Source organism: Rhodococcus sp. YL-1, assembly GCF_001942025.1.
GTDB classification, from domain to species: Bacteria; Actinomycetota; Actinomycetes; order Mycobacteriales; family Mycobacteriaceae; genus Rhodococcus_F; species Rhodococcus_F qingshengii.
Genome location: NZ_CP017299.1, coordinates 2187091 through 2203522, shown reverse-complemented (window position 1 = coordinate 2203522; position 16432 = coordinate 2187091). Strand labels below are relative to the sequence as shown.

Below are 16432 nucleotides of genomic sequence, written 5' to 3'. Positions count from 1 at the left end.
GTAGCTTGATCCACATACTGCGACAGCGCACGGATTACTGCGAACACGCCCGAACCTAGGAGCACAGTGAATCAATACATCGCCGCCATCGACCAAGGCACGACGTCGAGCCGCTGCATGATCTTCGATCACGACGGCGCCGTGGTGAGCGTTGCGCAGAAAGAACACGAGCAGATTTTCCCGCGAGCAGGTTGGGTCGAGCACGATCCGGCGGCGCTGTGGATCAACACTCGGGAGGTGGTGGCCGGCGCTCTCGCGAAGGTCGATCTCACGCGGGCCGACATCGCTGCCGTCGGAATCACGAATCAGCGTGAGACGACCGTCGTTTGGGAGCGTTCGACGGGTGAGCCGATCTACAACGCGATCGTGTGGCAGGACACGCGCACGGATCAACTGTGTGTCGAACTGGGCGGCGACGAGGGTCCGGACAAGTATCGAGACAAGACCGGACTACCACTCTCGACCTACTTCGCCGGGCCGAAGATCCGCTGGATTCTCGACAACGTCGACGGTGCGAAAGCAAAAGCGGAGGCCGGCGAATTGTGCTTCGGCACTGTCGACACGTGGATCGTGTGGAACCTGACCGAGGGCGTCCACGTGACAGATGTCACCAATGCGTCACGCACGATGCTGATGGATCTCGAGACCCTCCAGTGGGACGAATCGATCTGTGCGGACTTCGGAATCCCGATGTCGATGCTCCCGGAAATCCGTAGTTCCTCAGAGGTCTACGGCACAGGACGTCCACGCGGCAATCTCGCCGGTGTGCCGGTCGCCGGAATCCTCGGTGACCAGCAGGCAGCCACATTCGGCCAGGCCTGCCTCTCCGAGGGTGAAGCCAAGAACACCTACGGCACCGGCAATTTCATGCTTCTCAATACGGGCACGAAGCCGGTGCACAGCAAGCACGGACTACTGACGACCGTCTGCTACAAACTCGGCGAAGCCCCAGCCGTGTACGCACTCGAAGGTTCCGTCGCCGTGACGGGTTCCTTGGTCCAGTGGCTTCGAGACAATCTCGGAATCATTCAGAACGCCAAGGACATCGAGCCGCTCGCCGCAAGTGTCGACGACAACGGCGGCGCCTACTTCGTGCCCGCGTTCTCCGGGCTGTTCGCACCTCGGTGGCGACCGGATGCCCGGGGTGTCATCGTCGGTCTGACGCGGTTCGTCAACAAGGGACACCTGGCCCGCGCAGCGCTCGAGGCGACGGCATACCAGACCCGCGAGGTCATCGACGCCATGCGAGCGGATTCGGGAGTCGAACTGTCCGCACTGAAGGTCGACGGCGGCATGGTGGTCAACGAAACCCTGATGCAGTTCCAGTCGGACATCCTCGGAGTTCCCGTCATCCGCCCGGTGGTCAACGAAACGACAGCTCTCGGTGCTGCATACGCAGCGGGCCTCGCCATCGGTTATTGGGCCGACACCGAAGACATCCGCAACAACTGGGCCGTCGGCCAAACCTGGGAACCGGCGATGGACGAGTCCGAAAGGTCACGGCTGTACGCGGAGTGGAACAAGGCCGTCGAGCGGACGTACAACTGGTCCGAGTAATCACCCCGATCCTTCCATACCGGAAGAGCTGATCATGGTCGCCTATTGATACTCCTGAGGTATCAATAGGCGACCAAGTTGGTATTGGACGTGACCTACACCACTCTGCGAATCTCATTCAGGCACGCCACGTTTCGGCGCCGCGAATGTTGCAGAGAAAGGTCGCCACGCATGAGTTCACCCACTCGCAGTTCCGAGGAGATCAACGCCAAGGCGCGAAGAGCCGGTATCGCTTCGTTCATCGGAACCACTATCGAGTGGTACGACTTCTACATCTACGGCACTGCCGCTGCCCTGGTATTCGGCGACATCTTCTTCTCCGACACTCTCCCGAACGGAGTCGGAACTCTCCTCGCCTTCATCACACTCTGGGCAGGCTTCCTCGCCAGGCCGATCGGCGGGATCATCTTCGGTCACCTCGGCGACCGGATCGGACGCAAGAACACTCTCGTCATCACCTTGATGATGATGGGTGTCGCCACGGTAGGCATCGGACTCCTCCCCACCTACGCACAGGTCGGGATCTGGGCGCCGATCGGTCTGGTCACCCTTCGCGTCATCCAAGGAGTCGCGGTCGGTGGCGAGTGGGGCGGCGCAGTGCTCATTGCCAGCGAGAATGCACCGAAGGGCAAGAGCATCCTCTACTCCGCGTTCGCCCAACAGGGCTCACCCGCCGGAAATCTGTTGGCCACCATCGCGTTCTTCCTTCTGTCCTCGATGCCGACGCCGTCGTTCCTCCTGTACGGATGGCGCATCCCGTTCATCATCTCGGCGGTGCTGGTCATTCTCGGGATGATCATTCGCCTCAAACTCGAAGAGTCGGACGAGATGAAGGCCGTTCTCGCACGCAAGAAGGTCGTCAAGCTTCCGCTCGCCGAAGTCTTGCGCAAGCACTGGGTACTGGTTCTCCTCGGCGCCGGCGCACTCCCCCTCGCCCAGGTCACCTATTTCAAGAACACCTTCGCATTGTCCTGGGCTACAAAAGAACTCGGATACGATCGAGGAACCTTCCTGGCCGCCATCGCGATCGCGCTCGTCGTGCAGTTCATCGTCCAACCTTTCGGTGCCGTCCTGGTCTCCAAGATCGACATGCGAAAAGCCATGTGCCTGATGGTGATACCGGAGTTCGTCCTCATGCCCGCCATGTTCTTCGCGATCCGAACCGGGAACTTCACCATCGCAGTCGTCGCGATGTGTCTGGCCACGATCCCGCACTCGATGTTCTACGGCGCCATCGCCGGCGTTCTCGCTCGGGCCTTCCCCGCCAACATCCGTTACACCGGTCTGTCGACGGCGTACCAATTGTGTTCCCTTGTCGTCGGCGGCGGAACTCCCGTACTGGCGCAGTGGATGCTCAACACGTCAGGCAATATCGTCGGGGTCGCGATCGTATCCGGGCTGTACGCCCTTGTCTCGCTGATCTGCACCCTGCTCCTGCTCCGACGTACCGGCTACAACGCGGGCGAACTCTCGACGGCCGAACAAGCGGACTACGACGAACTCGAACTCGAACTCGAAAACACTCTTGTCGATATTGCGAACTCGCCGAAGTCCGAAGCGGGTGAGATTCCTACCGGTCGGGCAACCGTCTAGGCCAGGGACGGCAGCGCCTGCTCGGACAATTTCAACACTTCGAGAAGAGCAGGTCTGTCGTCTCCCTCTCGCCAGGCGATACGCAGTTGAAGAGGAGGAGGTGGGTCCATGACCGGAACAAAGACAACATCAGGATTCACGATGCTCTGGGCCACCGAGGAAATGGTCAACGAGCATCCGATTTCCGCGGACACCAGCGCGATCAACGACATCGAATCCGGTGCCGTCTGCACGATGCGAGCCAGGAACCCTGCGTTCTTCGAGGCAGTGAGCAGAGACTCCCGCAGAATCGAACCTGGCTCCGCCGGAAGCGTCACCCAATTCTCGGACTCCAATTCGATCAACCGAACCGAGTCCCTCGACGCCAACGGGTGGTCTTTGGACATGGCCACCAGAAAGTTCTCCTCGGCGATCAATCTCGACGTGATCCCGAGCGGCGGTACGGTCCACCGCACCATCCCGATGTCGAGTCGTCGATCGAGCAGCATCAACAACGCCTCGTTCGCGAAAGCAGAACTGTCGAGCACGAATTCGATACCGGGATTGGTCTTTCTCACCAATTTCGCCCACCGCCCGACGAGCAGATGCGAAGAAGTCCCCGCGAAACCCAGGCGAACGCGACCTGTCGTTCCCTTGCCTGCCGCAGACACCGCGATCTCGGCCATCCGGCACGCGTCCAGAATCTCGCGCGCCGGAAGCAGCAGCGCTTCACCGGCAGCAGTGAGCCGCACAGTTCGAGTGCTCCGATCGAACAACGGCGAACCGAGCTGTTTCTCGAATTGCCTGATCGTTCGACTCAGCGGCGGTTGCGCAATCCGAAGCCGCTGCGCCGCACGGCCGAAATGTAGCTCCTCAGCCACCGCGAGAAATGCGTTGATCTGATGAATTTCCACCCGACATTGTTGCGCCACACCGGCCGAACATGTCAAGTTCCGAAACCGACCGAGTGCGCGAAAGAACAAGAAGAGGTACACACGTGGACAAGACCCTCTCGATGAAAGAGGCCGTCGGCCGATACGTCGAAGACGGGATGACCGTTGCGCTGGAGGGATTTTCGCATCTCATTCCTTTTGCCGCGGCACACGAGATCATCCGGCAGGGCAGAAAGGACCTCACCCTCTGCCGGATGACGCCGGACATCGTTTCCGATCAACTCGTCGCCGCCGGCTGCGTCCGAAAGCTGGTTGCCTCGTTCTTCGCCAGTGGCTCCGCAGGTTCTCTGTACGAGTTACGCAGACGCATCGAGAACCAGGACCCGCTCCCCCTCGAAGTCGAGGAATACAGCCATTACGGCATGGTGTGCCGGTATCAGGCGGGAGCGGCCAGACTTCCCTTCTTCCCGCTGCGGTCGTACGCCGGTAGTGATCTACCCGCACTCAACCCACAACTGAGACTCGTCGAGGATCCGTACGGAGGCGGGAGCGTCTACGTTGTGCCGCCGTTGAATCCGGATGTGACGATCATCGGCGCACAGCGAGCGGACACGTCCGGGAACGCACAGATCTGGGGCATCGCCGGGGTGCAGCAAGAAGCCGTTTACGCCGCGAAGAAGGCGATCGTCGTTGTGGAAGAGCTTGTCGACGACGAGGTCATCAGGTCAGATCCGAGCCGAACTCTGATTCCCTCGCACGCCGTCGACGCGGTTGTCGTCTGCCCGCGCGGCGCGCACCCGTCGTACGCACAGGGATACTACGACCGCGATTGCGGCTTCTACCGACGCTGGACCGAGATTTCCAAAGACCCTTCGTTGCTGAGAAATTGGCTCGACGAATGGGTGTACACACTCGGCGATCACGACGAATATCTCGCCAAGCTCGGAGCCGACTACTGGTCGGATCTCGAGGTCGGATCAAAACTCTCCACACCTGTCGACTACGGGAGCAGACTGTGACCACCACGATTGTCAGCGGTAACACCACCTCCACCGAAACGATCGTCGCCGTCGCGGCACGCGAGTTGGCAGGTAAGCGCCGGGTCTTCGCCGGAGTCGGGCTCCCCACGCTCGCAGTCGATCTCGCGCGCCACACGTCGAATCCGGACGTAGAACTGATCTACGAATCCGGAGTGTGCGGCGCGCATCCGTCGGCGATGGCCGAAGGTATCGCCGACTCCGTCGTGGTCTCCGGCGCCGAATCCGTGCTCAGTATGGCCGCACTCTTCGGTTATGTCCTGCAAGGTGGCAACGTCGACGTCGGTTTTCTCGGGGCGGCTCAAATCGATCGAACGGGAAGCCTGAACACAAGTTTCATCGGTGACTGGAAGAACCCGACGGTCAGACTGCCCGGAGCAGGCGGGGCCGTCGAGATCATCGCGAACGCGGCCGAGATCTTCGTCGTGATGCGTCGCCACGACCTCAGTTCCTTTCCGGCCGCGCTCGACTTCTGCACCTCACCCAGCCCCGCCCGCGCCCACGCCAGCGGAAAGGGCATCATGCCGGCAGGTGCAGGAGTGACAAAGGTGTTCACCAACCTCGGTGTCCTGACACACCAGGGCCCCGGCGGCGAGTTGGAGCTGACCAGTGTCCACGAAGGCATCTCGGTCGATCAGGTGCGAGAGGCGACGGGATGGGATCTGGCCGTCGCCGACCACGTCACCGTCACCACCCCGCCGTCCGGTACGGAGATCGATCTGCTCCGCAACACTATCGACAAAGTCAGGCTGTACCTGCGGTGACACTGTCCCGGAGCCTGCCGACGGCGTCGACCAGCACCGCTTCGGGATACGTCGCGAAACACAGTCGAGCGCTTCGACCAAGGTCCGCTTCGACCGCGAAGGCCGAACCTGGGACAAATGCCACGCCATGCGCGAGCGCGGCACCCAGGAGTTCGGTGGTGTCGACGTCGTCGAGGAAATCCATCCAACAGAACATCCCGCCGCGGACCTCGGAAAAGCGTGCACGCCCACTCAATTCCGTCTCGGCGGCCGTGACCAACGCCTTCGCCCTCGCGCCGTACCCCGCTCGAAGCACGTCGAGATGCGCGTCGAACCATTCGACGTCGGAGAAGAGGTCTGCGGCGATCTGCTGGGTGAGCGAAGACCCGCACAGGTCAGCGCCTTGCTTGATCAGTTCGACCGCCTCGCAGACCTTTCGGTCGCCGTGCAGCCAGCCGACGCGCAGCGCCGGTGCCAACACTTTGGAAGCACTGGACAGCCGAATCACACTGTCCGACAACGCCGCCAGCGGTGCTGGCGGTTTCTCGCCGAAGTACAGTTCGCCGTACGGGTCGTCCTCGAGCACCCAGAACCCGTATCGGTCCGCCAGTGCCGCCAAGTGCGCTCGCCGCTGCGCCGAAAGCACCGCGCCGCGCGGGTTGTGGAAATTGCTCACGGTGTGAACAACTTTGGGCCGAAGACCGGCGGCGAGTTCCGTCTCGAGCGCGTCGGTATCCATTCCGTCCTCGTCCAGCTGGACCGGAACGAGACGGGCCTGCGCCGTTCGAAAGACCTGCAGCGCACCGGTATATGCCGGTTCCTCCACGACCACGACGTCACCGGCGTCGAGGAGGACCTGCGCGAGCAAGCTCAAACCTTGCTGAGAACCGTGGGTGATCACGACTTCGGACACGTCGAGTGTCCGCCCGATCTTGGATGATTCGCGCTCGGCGATCACCTCACGGAGGCGCAGCAGGCCGGAGGTCTCGCCGTACTGAACGGACGAGGGGTCACCGAGTGCGTCGTGGGCTGCCTTCGAGATTCGCTCCCGCGGAATGAAATCGGGATCGGGCAGTCCGCCGGCCAAGCTGATGACGTCAGGCCGGGCAGTCAGGGTGAGCAGATCGCGAATTGCAGAACTACGGAGTCCGTCCATGCGAGCGGACAGCGCGGCGTGTGTCATATGAAGCTCCCAGGCACGCAGAATGAAGGTCAGAGGAAAAACACCCTGAGCCGTCCTGGGTCAACGGGGCGGGAGAGCGCCGAGATACCGACCCTTGATTCGGTCGGTATCTCGACTATCCCACCAATACTTCAGTATGTGAAACAGAGTTCCCACATTGTAAGAAGACTCTGGTCGGTTGTCAGTCCAGGTCGTCGTGACGCATGAGCTGACGAGCAGCCTCGGTGATCGATCCGGTCAGCGACGGGTACACCGAGAACGTCTGCGCCAGGTCGTTGACCGTCAGGTTGTTCTGTACGGCGATCGCGATCGGCAGGATCAGTTCCGAAGCAGTGGGTGCGACCACAACACCGCCGATGACCACGCCGGTAGCCGGGCGGCAGAAAATCTTCACGAATCCGCGACGCAAACCGGACATCTTGGCGCGCGGGTTGGTGTTGAGCGGCAACATGACGGTGCGCGCAGGCACCTCTCCGTTGTCGATCGCTGCCTGCGAAACACCCACCGTTGCAATTTCGGGGCGTGTGAAGACGGCCGACGCGACGGTCTTCAACTTGATCGGGCTGACGCCTTCACCCAGTGCGTGGTACATCGCGATACGTCCCTGCATCGCAGCCACCGACGCGAGCGGGAGCAGTCCGGTGCAGTCACCGGCAGCGTAGATACCGGAAACCGTGGTGCGCGAGACCCGGTCGACACGCAGGTATCCACCCTTGTCCAACTCGATGCCGACCCGCTCCAGGCCGAGACCGTTGGTGTTGGGGACGGAACCGACGGTCATCAGAGCGTGGCTTCCTTCGACCGTGCGGCCGTCGGAGAGCTTGACGACGATGCCCTTCTCGGTGCGCTCGACGGCGTCCGCGCGGGCGTGCTTGACGAGGGTGACACCGCGCTCGGCGAGGGCGTCCTCGAGCACGAGCGCCGCATCGGCATCCTCGCCGGGCAGAACACGGTCGCGACTGGACACGAGCGTGACCTTGACGCCCATCTCGGTGTATGCGGAGACGAACTCGGCACCGGTGACACCGGAACCGACCACGACCAGGTGCTCGGGAAGCTCGTCCAAGTCGTAGAGCTGGCGCCACGTCATGATTCGCTCACCGTCGGGCTCGGCTCCCGGGATGATGCGGGGGCTGGCGCCGGTGGCGATCAACACGACGTCTGCGTCGATGGTCTTCTGCTCGCCGCTTCCGAGCGTCGCGCGAACCTGGTGTGCTGCCATGCCGAGGAGTGGATCGGTCAGTTCGGCGGTGCCGGAGAGAACCTCGACGCCTACCGTCTGCAACCGTGCGCGAATGTCCGAGGACTGGGACAACGCGAGACTCTTGACTCGGGAGTGGATCTTCGGCAGTGACACCGAAGCCTGCTCCGGATCCAGAGTGATGCCGAGGTCGGATGCACGACGCATGTCGGTGCGGATCCCGGTGGACGCGATGAACGTCTTCGACGGGACACAGTCGAACAGCACACACGCACCGCCGACACCGTCCGAATCGACCAGGGTGACCGTGGCCCCGTGCTGCGCGGCTACCAGTGCCGCCTCGTAGCCGGCGGGTCCGCCACCGATGATCACGATCCGGGTCATGTGTCCTCCAAGTCCTCGCGTGGCCGGCAGGGGTCTCCCGTCGACCAGTGTCACGCTATTCGAGCACCACGTGTCGCGCAGTGCTTGTACCAGATTACTTGCGTCCGGTGGTCCGCTTCGCCACACCCTCGGACCACGGTTTAGGCTTGCGCCCGTGTCGATTTATGCCGCCTACGGTTCCAACATGCATCCCGAGCAGATGTTGTTGCGCTGCCCACACTCCCCCATGTCCGGGACAGGGTGGCTGCGAGGCTGGCGCCTGACCTTCAGCGGCGAGGACCTCGGCTGGGAGGGTGCTCTCGCCACCGTGGTCGAAGATCCCGATTCCAGTGTTTTCGTGGTGCTCTACGACGTCCCGGAAGAGGACGAAGTGAGTCTGGACCGCTGGGAAGGTGCCGAACTGGGTCTGCACCGCAAGATCCGCGTGCGGGTCGACACCGCCGGCGACGCGGTACTTGCGTGGCTCTACGTCATGGATGCGTACGAAGGCGGACTGCCGTCGGCCCGCTACATCGGCGTGATGGCCGACGCCGCCGAGATTGCCGGAGCGCCGGCCGAGTACGTACGAGAGTTGCGGACGAGAAACAGCCGCAATGTCGGTCCGGGTAACGGTGTTACCGATTAGATAGCTGTCCTGCTCAAAGCAGCAGGAAATACGCGAGCACTGCCAGTGCTGCGAGCACCACCACAACCGTCACGCCGATGAGCACACGCTTGGAACCGCGCGACTCCGATTCGCCTGCGACAACTGCAGTTTCCGGCTCGGCGGTCGCCACCCCGGCAGCGGTTTCTGCCGCCACCTTCTCGCGTCCCAGGGTGTCGAACACCTCGGTCACGTCGTGTGAAGGCGGCAATCCGATCGGCACGATAGTGTGCGACGTCGAGGTGAATCCGGCAGCCAGAATTGCGGCTCCCAGCGCAGCCGACTGCTCAGGCCCGGGACCGAGTTCACATCTGACACCGAGCTTTTCGGCAATCCCGGCCGCTATGGACATCATGGCCGCTTTGTCTGTCGCCGGTTCGCCGTCACCGGTGACGACTACGGCGTCCAAGTTCTCCGGCATCCAACCGAACGCACCCAGAGCCGTCGCGAGGCGTGAACTCGGCGAACTCCCGTCGCCGGCAAAGCCGAATGCACGGCCGGCCGCGACACCAGAACGCACGAGGGTGACCGCTGCCCCGGTGTCGTCCACGTGATAGATGCCGATGAGCGTGCCGGCGAGTGCCGCGATTTCCGACTCGAACCACGCCGACACGGCCTCGGCATCCGAGACGAGTGTGACCCGTTCGAGGCCCGCGTAGACCAGCGAATCCTGCATGAGGGCCGCTGTCGACGAGTCCCAGCGTGACGGGTAGGTCGCGACGATGTCGGGCGCTCCCCCGCTTCGACCACCACGATCGGGCAGCGGCTCGCATTCCTGCAACAGACAGCGAATCGAGGTCGCCACCAAATCCTCGGCGCGGTAACGAGTATCGGCCGTTCCTGCGACGCCACTCGGGTCCCCGACGCGACCGACAAAGCCCGACCAGCTCTCGGCGAACTCACGGCCGGCACCCAGTTGCTCGGTGCCACCGAGCACCGTCGTTCCGTCCTTGCGTTGATTGAGGATCGTGTCCCTGACCAATACCACCGGATCAGCCGAACCTGGATCGTTCGACGCAACGACAGCCGTCGACACCAATGTGCCGATTCGCACTCCCACACCTATGGACATGCCCGTACCTTCACTCGAACGAACGAAAAACGGTACCCCCGACGGGAACCGGAACTATCCCAGAACCAGGCTCGTGAGAACCTTCACACCGACGCCGAGTGCTCGCTCGTCGAGATCGAAAGTGGGTTGGTGGATGTCGAGCTGATCGCCCTCACCCGACCACACGCCGAGCCGCGCCATGGCACCCGGCACGGTTTCGAGGTACCACGAAAAGTCTTCGCCACCACCGGATTGCGGGGTGTCCGCCAAAGCATCTTGTCCGACGGTCGCGATGGCGTCCTCGAACATCCGAGTGGACACCTCGTCGTTGACGACCGGAGGCACTCCGCGACGATAGTTGAGTTGGTAGCGAACTCCGGTGGGTGCGAGCAGTCCGTGGACGATTTCTTCCACGAGCGGTTCGAGCAACTCCCAGGTGTCGTGATCGCCGGTACGTACCGTGCCCGTCATCATGCCGGTCTGCGGAATCGCGTTGGGCGCCTGACCTGCACTGACCGCGCCCCACACCATGACGGTTCCGGTACGCGGATCGATACGACGGCTGAGCATTCCCGGCAGCCCGGTCACGACGGTGCCGAGCGCGTAGATCAGATCCGTGGTCAAATGCGGCCGCGACGTGTGCCCACCCGGAGAGTCGAGGACGACCTCGATCGTGTCGGCAGCAGAGGTGATCGCACCCAGGCGCATTCCCACCTGGCCTGCCTCGAGTCGCGGATCGCAGTGCAGAGCAAAGATTCTGGACACACCGTCGAGCGCGCCCGCGGCGATGACGTCGAGTGCTCCGCCAGGCATGACTTCCTCGGCGGGCTGGAATATCAGCCGAACCCCGACGGGAAGTTCGGGCAGCGTGGCCAGAGCCAGTCCGGCGCCGAGCAAGATGGTGGTGTGGGCGTCGTGCCCGCACGCATGGGACACACCGGGGACTGTGGACGAGTACGTCGCTCCGGTCGCCTCCTGCATCGGCAAAGCGTCCATGTCGGCGCGCAGTGCGATTCGTGGACCCTCCGGTCCGATATCGCACGTGAGACCGGTGCCACCGGGAAGGATCTTCGGCGACAATCCAGCGGCAGTGAGGCGGGTGGCGACGAATTCGGTGGTCGCGTATTCGCGGCGAGCCAACTCCGGGTTGGCATGGATGTGTCGACGCCACGCGACGAGGTCGTCGGTGTGCGCGTGAATCCACGTGTCGATTGCCGCGTTCACCGGCGATCTACCCCTTCCAACAGACGGGCGCGTTGTTCTGGATCGGACGCTACCCGGACAGCAGTGCGGGCCAACGCAATTGCACCGTCGACTACCGCTCGATCTGCGGAGGTGGTGATACACGCAGCCGCGAACTCCGGCTGATGTGTCACTGCCCCCGATGAATCCAAGCCTATGACCGGGTGAATTCCCGGAATCACATTGGTCACATTACCCATATCCGTACTACCCAGTGGACGGGAGCGCTCCCATTCCGCTGCCAGTGGCACCCGCCCGAGATCGACGATCTGTTCACGGTACGCCGCCGCCAGCCACGGATCGGGGGTCAGCTCGGTGTAAGTAGGCGATACCGTGCGGATTTCGTGGGTGCACCCGGTGCCGAGTGCACCCGAGGCGAAGCACGCGTCGGCACGCTCGGACAGATTGGCCAACGACGCGGCCGTTTCGGCACGCAGGTAGTAGAGCAATTCGGACCGAGCCGGAACGATGTTGGGAGCCGTGCCGCCGTCACTGACGATTCCGTGAATCTGCTGACCTGGCTGCAGGTGCTGACGCAACAGTCCGACCGCCACCTGAGCGAGCGTCGCTGCGTCGGCGGCGTTACGACCGAACTCCGGCGCAGCAGACGCATGCGCCTCGCGACCGTGATAACTCACGGCGATGTCCGCCAAGGCCAGCGAGGTCGCACCGATGATGTCGATCGGCCCTGGATGAACCATCATGGCAGCGCCGACGCCGTCGAAGGCACCACGCTCGAGCATCAGGACCTTGCCGCCACCGGTTTCCTCCGCCGGAGTACCGATCACTCGGACGGTGATCCCCAGTTCGTCGGCCACGGTAGCCAACGCGATGCCGGCCCCGACCGCGGCGGCGGCAATGATGTTGTGCCCACAGGCATGACCGATCTCGGGCAACGCGTCGTACTCGGCGCAGATCGCGATGACCAACTCTCCGCTGCCGTAGGTGGCATCGAAGGCCGTCGGCAGATCGACGATCCCGTGAGTGACCGCGAAACCGTGCTGCGCCAGCAGGTCCGACACTTTGGCAGCGCTGCGGAACTCCTCGAAGGCGAGTTCCGGGTCGCTGTGAATCGAATGCGACAGCGCAATCAGATCGGCCTCTACGGACCTGACTGCGCTGTCGACATTCTGGTTCACGCGATCATTGTCTCACCCGAAGGAGAAGTTGCTCTTGTCAGTCACCTGAGCGAGGTCTGCAAGAGCATCGCGGTGGATGCCTGCCTTGATTTCCGCCAAGTTCTTGCCGTGAGTCGACGTCAGTGCCGACGCCTTGGCCACAGCAGCGGCGAGCACTCCGTCTCCGTCGACCGTTTCCTGCACGATGCCCGCAGCAAGTGCGTCGGCACCGCCGAAGCGACGCCCCGTCGTCATGGCATCGACTGCCGTCTGCTTGGGCAGACGACTGTTCAGCAGTGCAGACATCCCGACAGTGAACGGCATGTTCAGTCCCACCTCGGGCAGGCAGTAGAAGCCGCGGTCCGCGCGCATGATCTGGAAATCGTGCGAGGACGCGAGCATGGCGCCGGCGCCGAACGCGTGCCCCTGCACGGCCGCGACCGTGGCCATCGGGAAGGTCAGCAAACGGCTGTAGATGGTGTGGACCTTGTCCAGGTAGCCGGGCAGACCGTCGAGATTGCCGAAGATCCACGTCGTGTCCAGGCCGTTCGTGTAGAACTTGCCCGTCGCCGTCGTCACCAGGGCTGCGGGCCCCTCGTGCGCTTCGATCTCGTCCAACTTGCTGTGAACAGCGTCGATCCACTCAGGGCCGAAGCGGTTCTCGTTGTCCGTTTCGCCCTCGTTGCCGAGGTACAGGATGAATACGTCGCCGTCGCGTTCGAGATAAGGCATGGATGGGAGAGTAACGCCCGCCAACTCACCCGGCGAACCGACCCGACTCCTCAGTAGGGTTGCTCACATGGGAACGATCGCCGAGGCCGCCGCCGCTGCTCTGTCCGCCATGACTGGCTCTTCGTCACCGTCAGTCGCCATCGTGCTCGGGTCGGGGTGGACCGATGCCGCAGACGTGTTCGGCGACGCCGGTGCGGACGTGACAGCCGAAGTCTCGATGGCGGATCTTCCTGGCTTCGCCCCACCGTCGGCGCTCGGGCACGCGGGCACCATTCGTTCGGTGCGCGTCGGGAATACCGAAGTCCTGCTGCTGCTCGGGCGCGCGCATGCGTACGAGGGCCACGATCTCGCCACCGTCGTCCACCCGGTCCGGACGGCCATCGCTGCCGGCGCCGACACCGTCATCCTCACCAACGCGGCCGGCGGTATTGCTGAAAACTACACAGTCGGTCAACCGGTGCTGATCAGTGACCACCTGAACCTCACGGCCCGCTCTCCCCTCGTCGGCGCAGAGTTCGTCGACCTGGTCGACGCCTACTCGCCGGAACTGCGTGCGCTGGCTCGCTCGATCGACCCGGACCTTGCCGAGGGTGTTTACGCCGGGCTTCCCGGTCCGCACTACGAGACTCCAGCCGAGATTCGAATGCTTCGTACACTCGGCGCCGATCTGGTCGGCATGTCGACGGTTCACGAGACCATCGCGGCTCGCGCGCTCGGCGCTCGCGTTCTCGGCATCTCCATGGTCACCAATCTGGCCGCCGGAATCACGGGCGCCCCGCTCGACCATCAGGAAGTGCTGGCGGCAGGCAAAGCCTCGGCGGCCCGGATGGGAGTGCTGCTGCGTCAACTGGTCGAGCAGCTGTGACACCACTGAACGTCACCGAGTGGATCGACGCCGATCCGGACCCAGTTACCCGCGCAGAATTAGCCGCCCTTTCCGAACATGAACTGACCGAACGCTTTTCCGCACCACTGACGTTCGGCACTGCTGGGCTTCGCGGGCCGGTGCGCGGTGGACCCAACGGCATGAACCTCGCGGTCGTCATCCGGACCACCGCCGGTCTGGCGGCCTGGCTGACAGCTCGCTGCCAGGGCGGGTCCCGCGTTGTGGTCGGCCGCGACGCCCGGCTCGGTTCAGAGGCATTTGCTCTCGCCGCCGCCGAGGTCATGGCAGCGGCCGGGTTCGAGGTGACCCTGCTCCCCCGCCCACTGCCGACACCGCTGGTGGCGTTCGCGGCGCGCAGGCTCGGGGCAGCGGCAGGTATCCAGATCACCGCCTCCCACAATCCTGCCGCCGACAACGGTTACAAGGTGTATCTCTCGGGCGGAGCGCAACTCGTCTCCCCCGCCGATCGTGAAATCGAGAGCGAGATCGCTCGCATCGGTAGTGCCGCCGACGTCGCGCGAGCATCGGTGATTCCGGCCGACGATTCTCTGGTCGAGGAGTACCTCGCCCGCATCGCGACCCTCCCGCACGGCGACGCCCGCTCGATCCGGATTGCGCTCACGGCAATGCACGGCGTCGGGGGTGAGACTGCGACCGCGGCTCTGCGAGCAGCAGGATTCGAGGACCTGCACGTCGTGGCGGAGCAGTTCGATCCCGACCCCACGTTTCCGACCGTCGAGTTCCCCAATCCCGAAGAGCCCGGCGCCGCAGACCGCCTGCTCGCCCTTGCCCGACGTGTCGACGCGGATCTGGCGATCGCACTCGACCCGGATGCCGACCGCTGCGCCGTCGGAGTTCGCGACGGTGATCAGTGGCGCATGTTGCGCGGCGACGAAACCGGGGTGCTCCTGGCCGACCACGTACTGAGCACGGCGCCCGAAGATTCGTTGGTGGCGACGACGATCGTCTCCTCGACCCTGCTCTCGAAGTTGGCGAAAGCCCGCGGAGCCAGGTTTGCGCAGACACTCACCGGATTCAAGTGGCTCACGCGCGCCGGCGACGGACTCGTCTACGCCTACGAGGAAGCGATCGGGCACTGCGTCGATCCGGATGTGGTGCGGGACAAGGACGGAATCTCAGCTGCCGTTCTGGTGGCCGACTTGGCTGCCACCCTCGCGGGCAGCAACAGAACCCTGTTGGACGTTCTAGGCGACTATGCCGTCGAATTCGGACTGCACCGCGGGGACCAAGTATCCCGCCGCGTCGAGGACTCGAGTGACATCGCGGAAATGATGAAACGGCTACGCGCCGATCCGCCTGGCCAACTCGCGGGTGAGCCGGTCACGACCGAGGACTTGTCCCTGGTTCGCGGTGGTATGCGCACTGACGCAGTGATATTCGACGGGCCGTCGATCCGCGTGGTGGTGCGACCGTCCGGAACCGAGCCCAAGCTCAAGTGCTATCTCGAAGTTGTCGTCCCGGTGGCGAACCGCGCCGACCTCGCGAACGCAGTAGAGCAGGCGAAGGCCCGGCTGGCCGAACTCCGAACCTTCGCCCTTTCGCTCTAGCGGGGTCCGAACTGCCGATCGCCGGCGTCACCGAGACCGGGGACGATGAAAGCGTTCTCGTCGAGTCCGTCGTCGATGCTCGCGATGACCAGACGAACCGGGTGGCCGGACGCTGCCAGCGCGTCGACGCCGGCCGGAGCGGCCACGACGCACACTGCCGTGACATCCGTCGCGCCACGCGCAACCAGCAAGTCGATGGTGTGCACCATCGAACCACCGGTGGCGAGCATCGGATCGAGCACGAACACCGGGATCCCGGACAGATCCGCCGGCAGGGATTCGAGGTACGGAACCGGCTGATGAGTCTCTTCGTCACGTGCCATTCCGACAAAGCCGACGCCGGCCGACGGAATCAGCGCACTCGCCTGTTCGACCATGCCCAGACCGGCCCGCAGCACCGGTACCAACAACGGCGGCTTCGCGAGCCGGATGCCCGTCGTCGCTGCTACCGGGGTGTCGACCGGAAATTCCTCGACCTCCGCGTCACGCATGGCCTCGTAGACCAGCATGTGCGTGAGCCTGCGAAGTGCGGAACGAAAAGTCGCGTTCTCACTGCGTGCGTCACGCATTGTCGTCAAGAGGGCCGCCGCGAGCGGATGGTCGACTACGTGCGTTTGCATGA

At 63.6% G+C, this 16432-nt stretch carries 15 protein-coding genes; 7 read left to right on the top strand and 8 right to left on the bottom strand.

The genetic code is table 11. From position 1 onward, the window contains the following. Window positions 1–66 precede the first annotated feature (66 nt). Window positions 67–1557: a glycerol kinase GlpK gene (gene glpK, locus BH682_RS10305; protein ID WP_058039065.1), complete on the top strand. Its 1491-nt coding sequence runs from the start codon at window positions 67–69 to the stop codon at window positions 1555–1557. 171 nt (window positions 1558–1728) lie between these two features. Then, window positions 1729–3150 (top strand): MFS transporter, encoded by a 1422-nt coding sequence (locus BH682_RS10300; protein WP_075832817.1) that lies wholly within the window; start codon window positions 1729–1731, stop codon window positions 3148–3150. On the opposite strand, the gene BH682_RS10295 is transcribed toward BH682_RS10300, so the two are convergent. Further along, a complete protein-coding gene (locus tag BH682_RS10295) occupies window positions 3147–4043 on the bottom strand; it encodes a LysR substrate-binding domain-containing protein (RefSeq protein ID WP_030535055.1) in 897 nt (298 codons plus the stop codon). The two genes, BH682_RS10300 and BH682_RS10295, sit on opposite strands and share 4 nt — an antisense overlap. A gap of 83 nt (window positions 4044–4126) precedes the next feature. On the opposite strand from BH682_RS10295, the gene BH682_RS10290 reads away from it, so the two are divergent. Together BH682_RS10290 and BH682_RS10285 are read left to right on the top strand one after the other, a co-directional pair. Next, window positions 4127–5041, top strand: a complete 915-nt coding sequence (locus BH682_RS10290) for a CoA transferase subunit A (protein ID WP_003940930.1) — start codon at window positions 4127–4129, stop codon at window positions 5039–5041. Next, window positions 5038–5823, top strand: a complete 786-nt coding sequence (locus tag BH682_RS10285) for a 3-oxoadipate--succinyl-CoA transferase subunit B (protein WP_003940707.1) — start codon at window positions 5038–5040, stop codon at window positions 5821–5823. The genes BH682_RS10290 and BH682_RS10285 overlap by 4 nt, the downstream gene beginning before the upstream one ends. Here BH682_RS10285 and BH682_RS10280 read toward each other — a convergent pair. Beyond that, window positions 5804–6985, bottom strand: coding sequence for an aminotransferase-like domain-containing protein (locus BH682_RS10280; protein WP_063316655.1), 1182 nt, complete (start codon window positions 6983–6985; stop codon window positions 5804–5806). The two genes, BH682_RS10285 and BH682_RS10280, sit on opposite strands and share 20 nt — an antisense overlap. 181 nt (window positions 6986–7166) lie before the next feature. Then, window positions 7167–8570, bottom strand: a complete 1404-nt coding sequence (locus tag BH682_RS10275) for an NAD(P)H-quinone dehydrogenase (RefSeq protein ID WP_003940987.1) — start codon at window positions 8568–8570, stop codon at window positions 7167–7169. 154 nt (window positions 8571–8724) lie between these two features. On the opposite strand from BH682_RS10275, the gene BH682_RS10270 reads away from it, so the two are divergent. Continuing rightward, window positions 8725–9195, top strand: a complete 471-nt coding sequence (locus BH682_RS10270; RefSeq protein WP_003940753.1) for a gamma-glutamylcyclotransferase — start codon at window positions 8725–8727, stop codon at window positions 9193–9195. 13 nt (window positions 9196–9208) lie between these two features. Here the strand turns inward: BH682_RS10270 and BH682_RS10265 are convergent, their stop codons facing one another. Genes BH682_RS10265 through BH682_RS10250 form a run of 4 tightly spaced genes read right to left on the bottom strand, consistent with a single transcriptional unit; the run spans window position 9209 to window position 13356 of the window. Beyond that, window positions 9209–10285: a hypothetical protein gene (locus tag BH682_RS10265; protein WP_030535059.1), complete on the bottom strand. Its 1077-nt coding sequence runs from the start codon at window positions 10283–10285 to the stop codon at window positions 9209–9211. 54 nt (window positions 10286–10339) lie between these two features. Continuing rightward, window positions 10340–11488: a M20 family metallopeptidase gene (locus BH682_RS10260; RefSeq protein ID WP_003940741.1), complete on the bottom strand. Its 1149-nt coding sequence runs from the start codon at window positions 11486–11488 to the stop codon at window positions 10340–10342. After that, window positions 11485–12645: a M20 family metallopeptidase gene (locus BH682_RS10255; protein ID WP_003940688.1), complete on the bottom strand. Its 1161-nt coding sequence runs from the start codon at window positions 12643–12645 to the stop codon at window positions 11485–11487. Before BH682_RS10255 ends, BH682_RS10260 begins: the two co-directional genes overlap by 4 nt. A 12-nt stretch (window positions 12646–12657) precedes the next feature. Beyond that, complete coding sequence (locus tag BH682_RS10250) at window positions 12658–13356, bottom strand: enoyl-CoA hydratase-related protein (RefSeq protein WP_075832815.1); 699 nt, start codon at window positions 13354–13356, stop codon at window positions 12658–12660. Window positions 13357–13423: 67 nt separating this feature from the next. Between BH682_RS10250 and BH682_RS10245 the strand changes: the two genes are divergently transcribed. Both BH682_RS10245 and BH682_RS10240 read left to right on the top strand, forming a co-directional pair. After that, window positions 13424–14221, top strand: coding sequence for a purine-nucleoside phosphorylase (locus BH682_RS10245; RefSeq protein ID WP_047271756.1), 798 nt, complete (start codon window positions 13424–13426; stop codon window positions 14219–14221). After that, window positions 14218–15810 (top strand): phospho-sugar mutase, encoded by a 1593-nt coding sequence (locus tag BH682_RS10240; RefSeq protein WP_075832812.1) that lies wholly within the window; start codon window positions 14218–14220, stop codon window positions 15808–15810. The genes BH682_RS10245 and BH682_RS10240 overlap by 4 nt, the downstream gene beginning before the upstream one ends. Here the strand turns inward: BH682_RS10240 and upp are convergent. Continuing rightward, window positions 15807–16430, bottom strand: coding sequence for a uracil phosphoribosyltransferase (upp, locus tag BH682_RS10235; protein ID WP_007727319.1), 624 nt, complete (start codon window positions 16428–16430; stop codon window positions 15807–15809). The two genes, BH682_RS10240 and upp, sit on opposite strands and share 4 nt — an antisense overlap. Between the last annotated feature and the right edge of the window lie 2 nt (window positions 16431–16432).

Bases quoted from the DNA above. Each gene is read 5' to 3' on its own strand.
- BH682_RS10300 (WP_075832817.1), top strand. From the start codon at position 1,729: ATGAGTTCACCCACTCGCAGTTCCGAGGAGATCAACGCCAAGGCGCGA.
- BH682_RS10280 (WP_063316655.1), bottom strand. From the start codon at position 6,985: ATGACACACGCCGCGCTGTCCGCTCGCATGGACGGACTCCGTAGTTCT.
- BH682_RS10275 (WP_003940987.1), bottom strand. From the start codon at position 8,570: ATGACCCGGATCGTGATCATCGGTGGCGGACCCGCCGGCTACGAGGCG.
- BH682_RS10265 (WP_030535059.1), bottom strand. From the start codon at position 10,285: ATGTCCATAGGTGTGGGAGTGCGAATCGGCACATTGGTGTCGACGGCT.
- BH682_RS10250 (WP_075832815.1), bottom strand. From the start codon at position 13,356: ATGCCTTATCTCGAACGCGACGGCGACGTATTCATCCTGTACCTCGGC.
- BH682_RS10245 (WP_047271756.1), top strand. From the start codon at position 13,424: ATGGGAACGATCGCCGAGGCCGCCGCCGCTGCTCTGTCCGCCATGACT.
- upp (WP_007727319.1), bottom strand. From the start codon at position 16,430: ATGCAAACGCACGTAGTCGACCATCCGCTCGCGGCGGCCCTCTTGACG.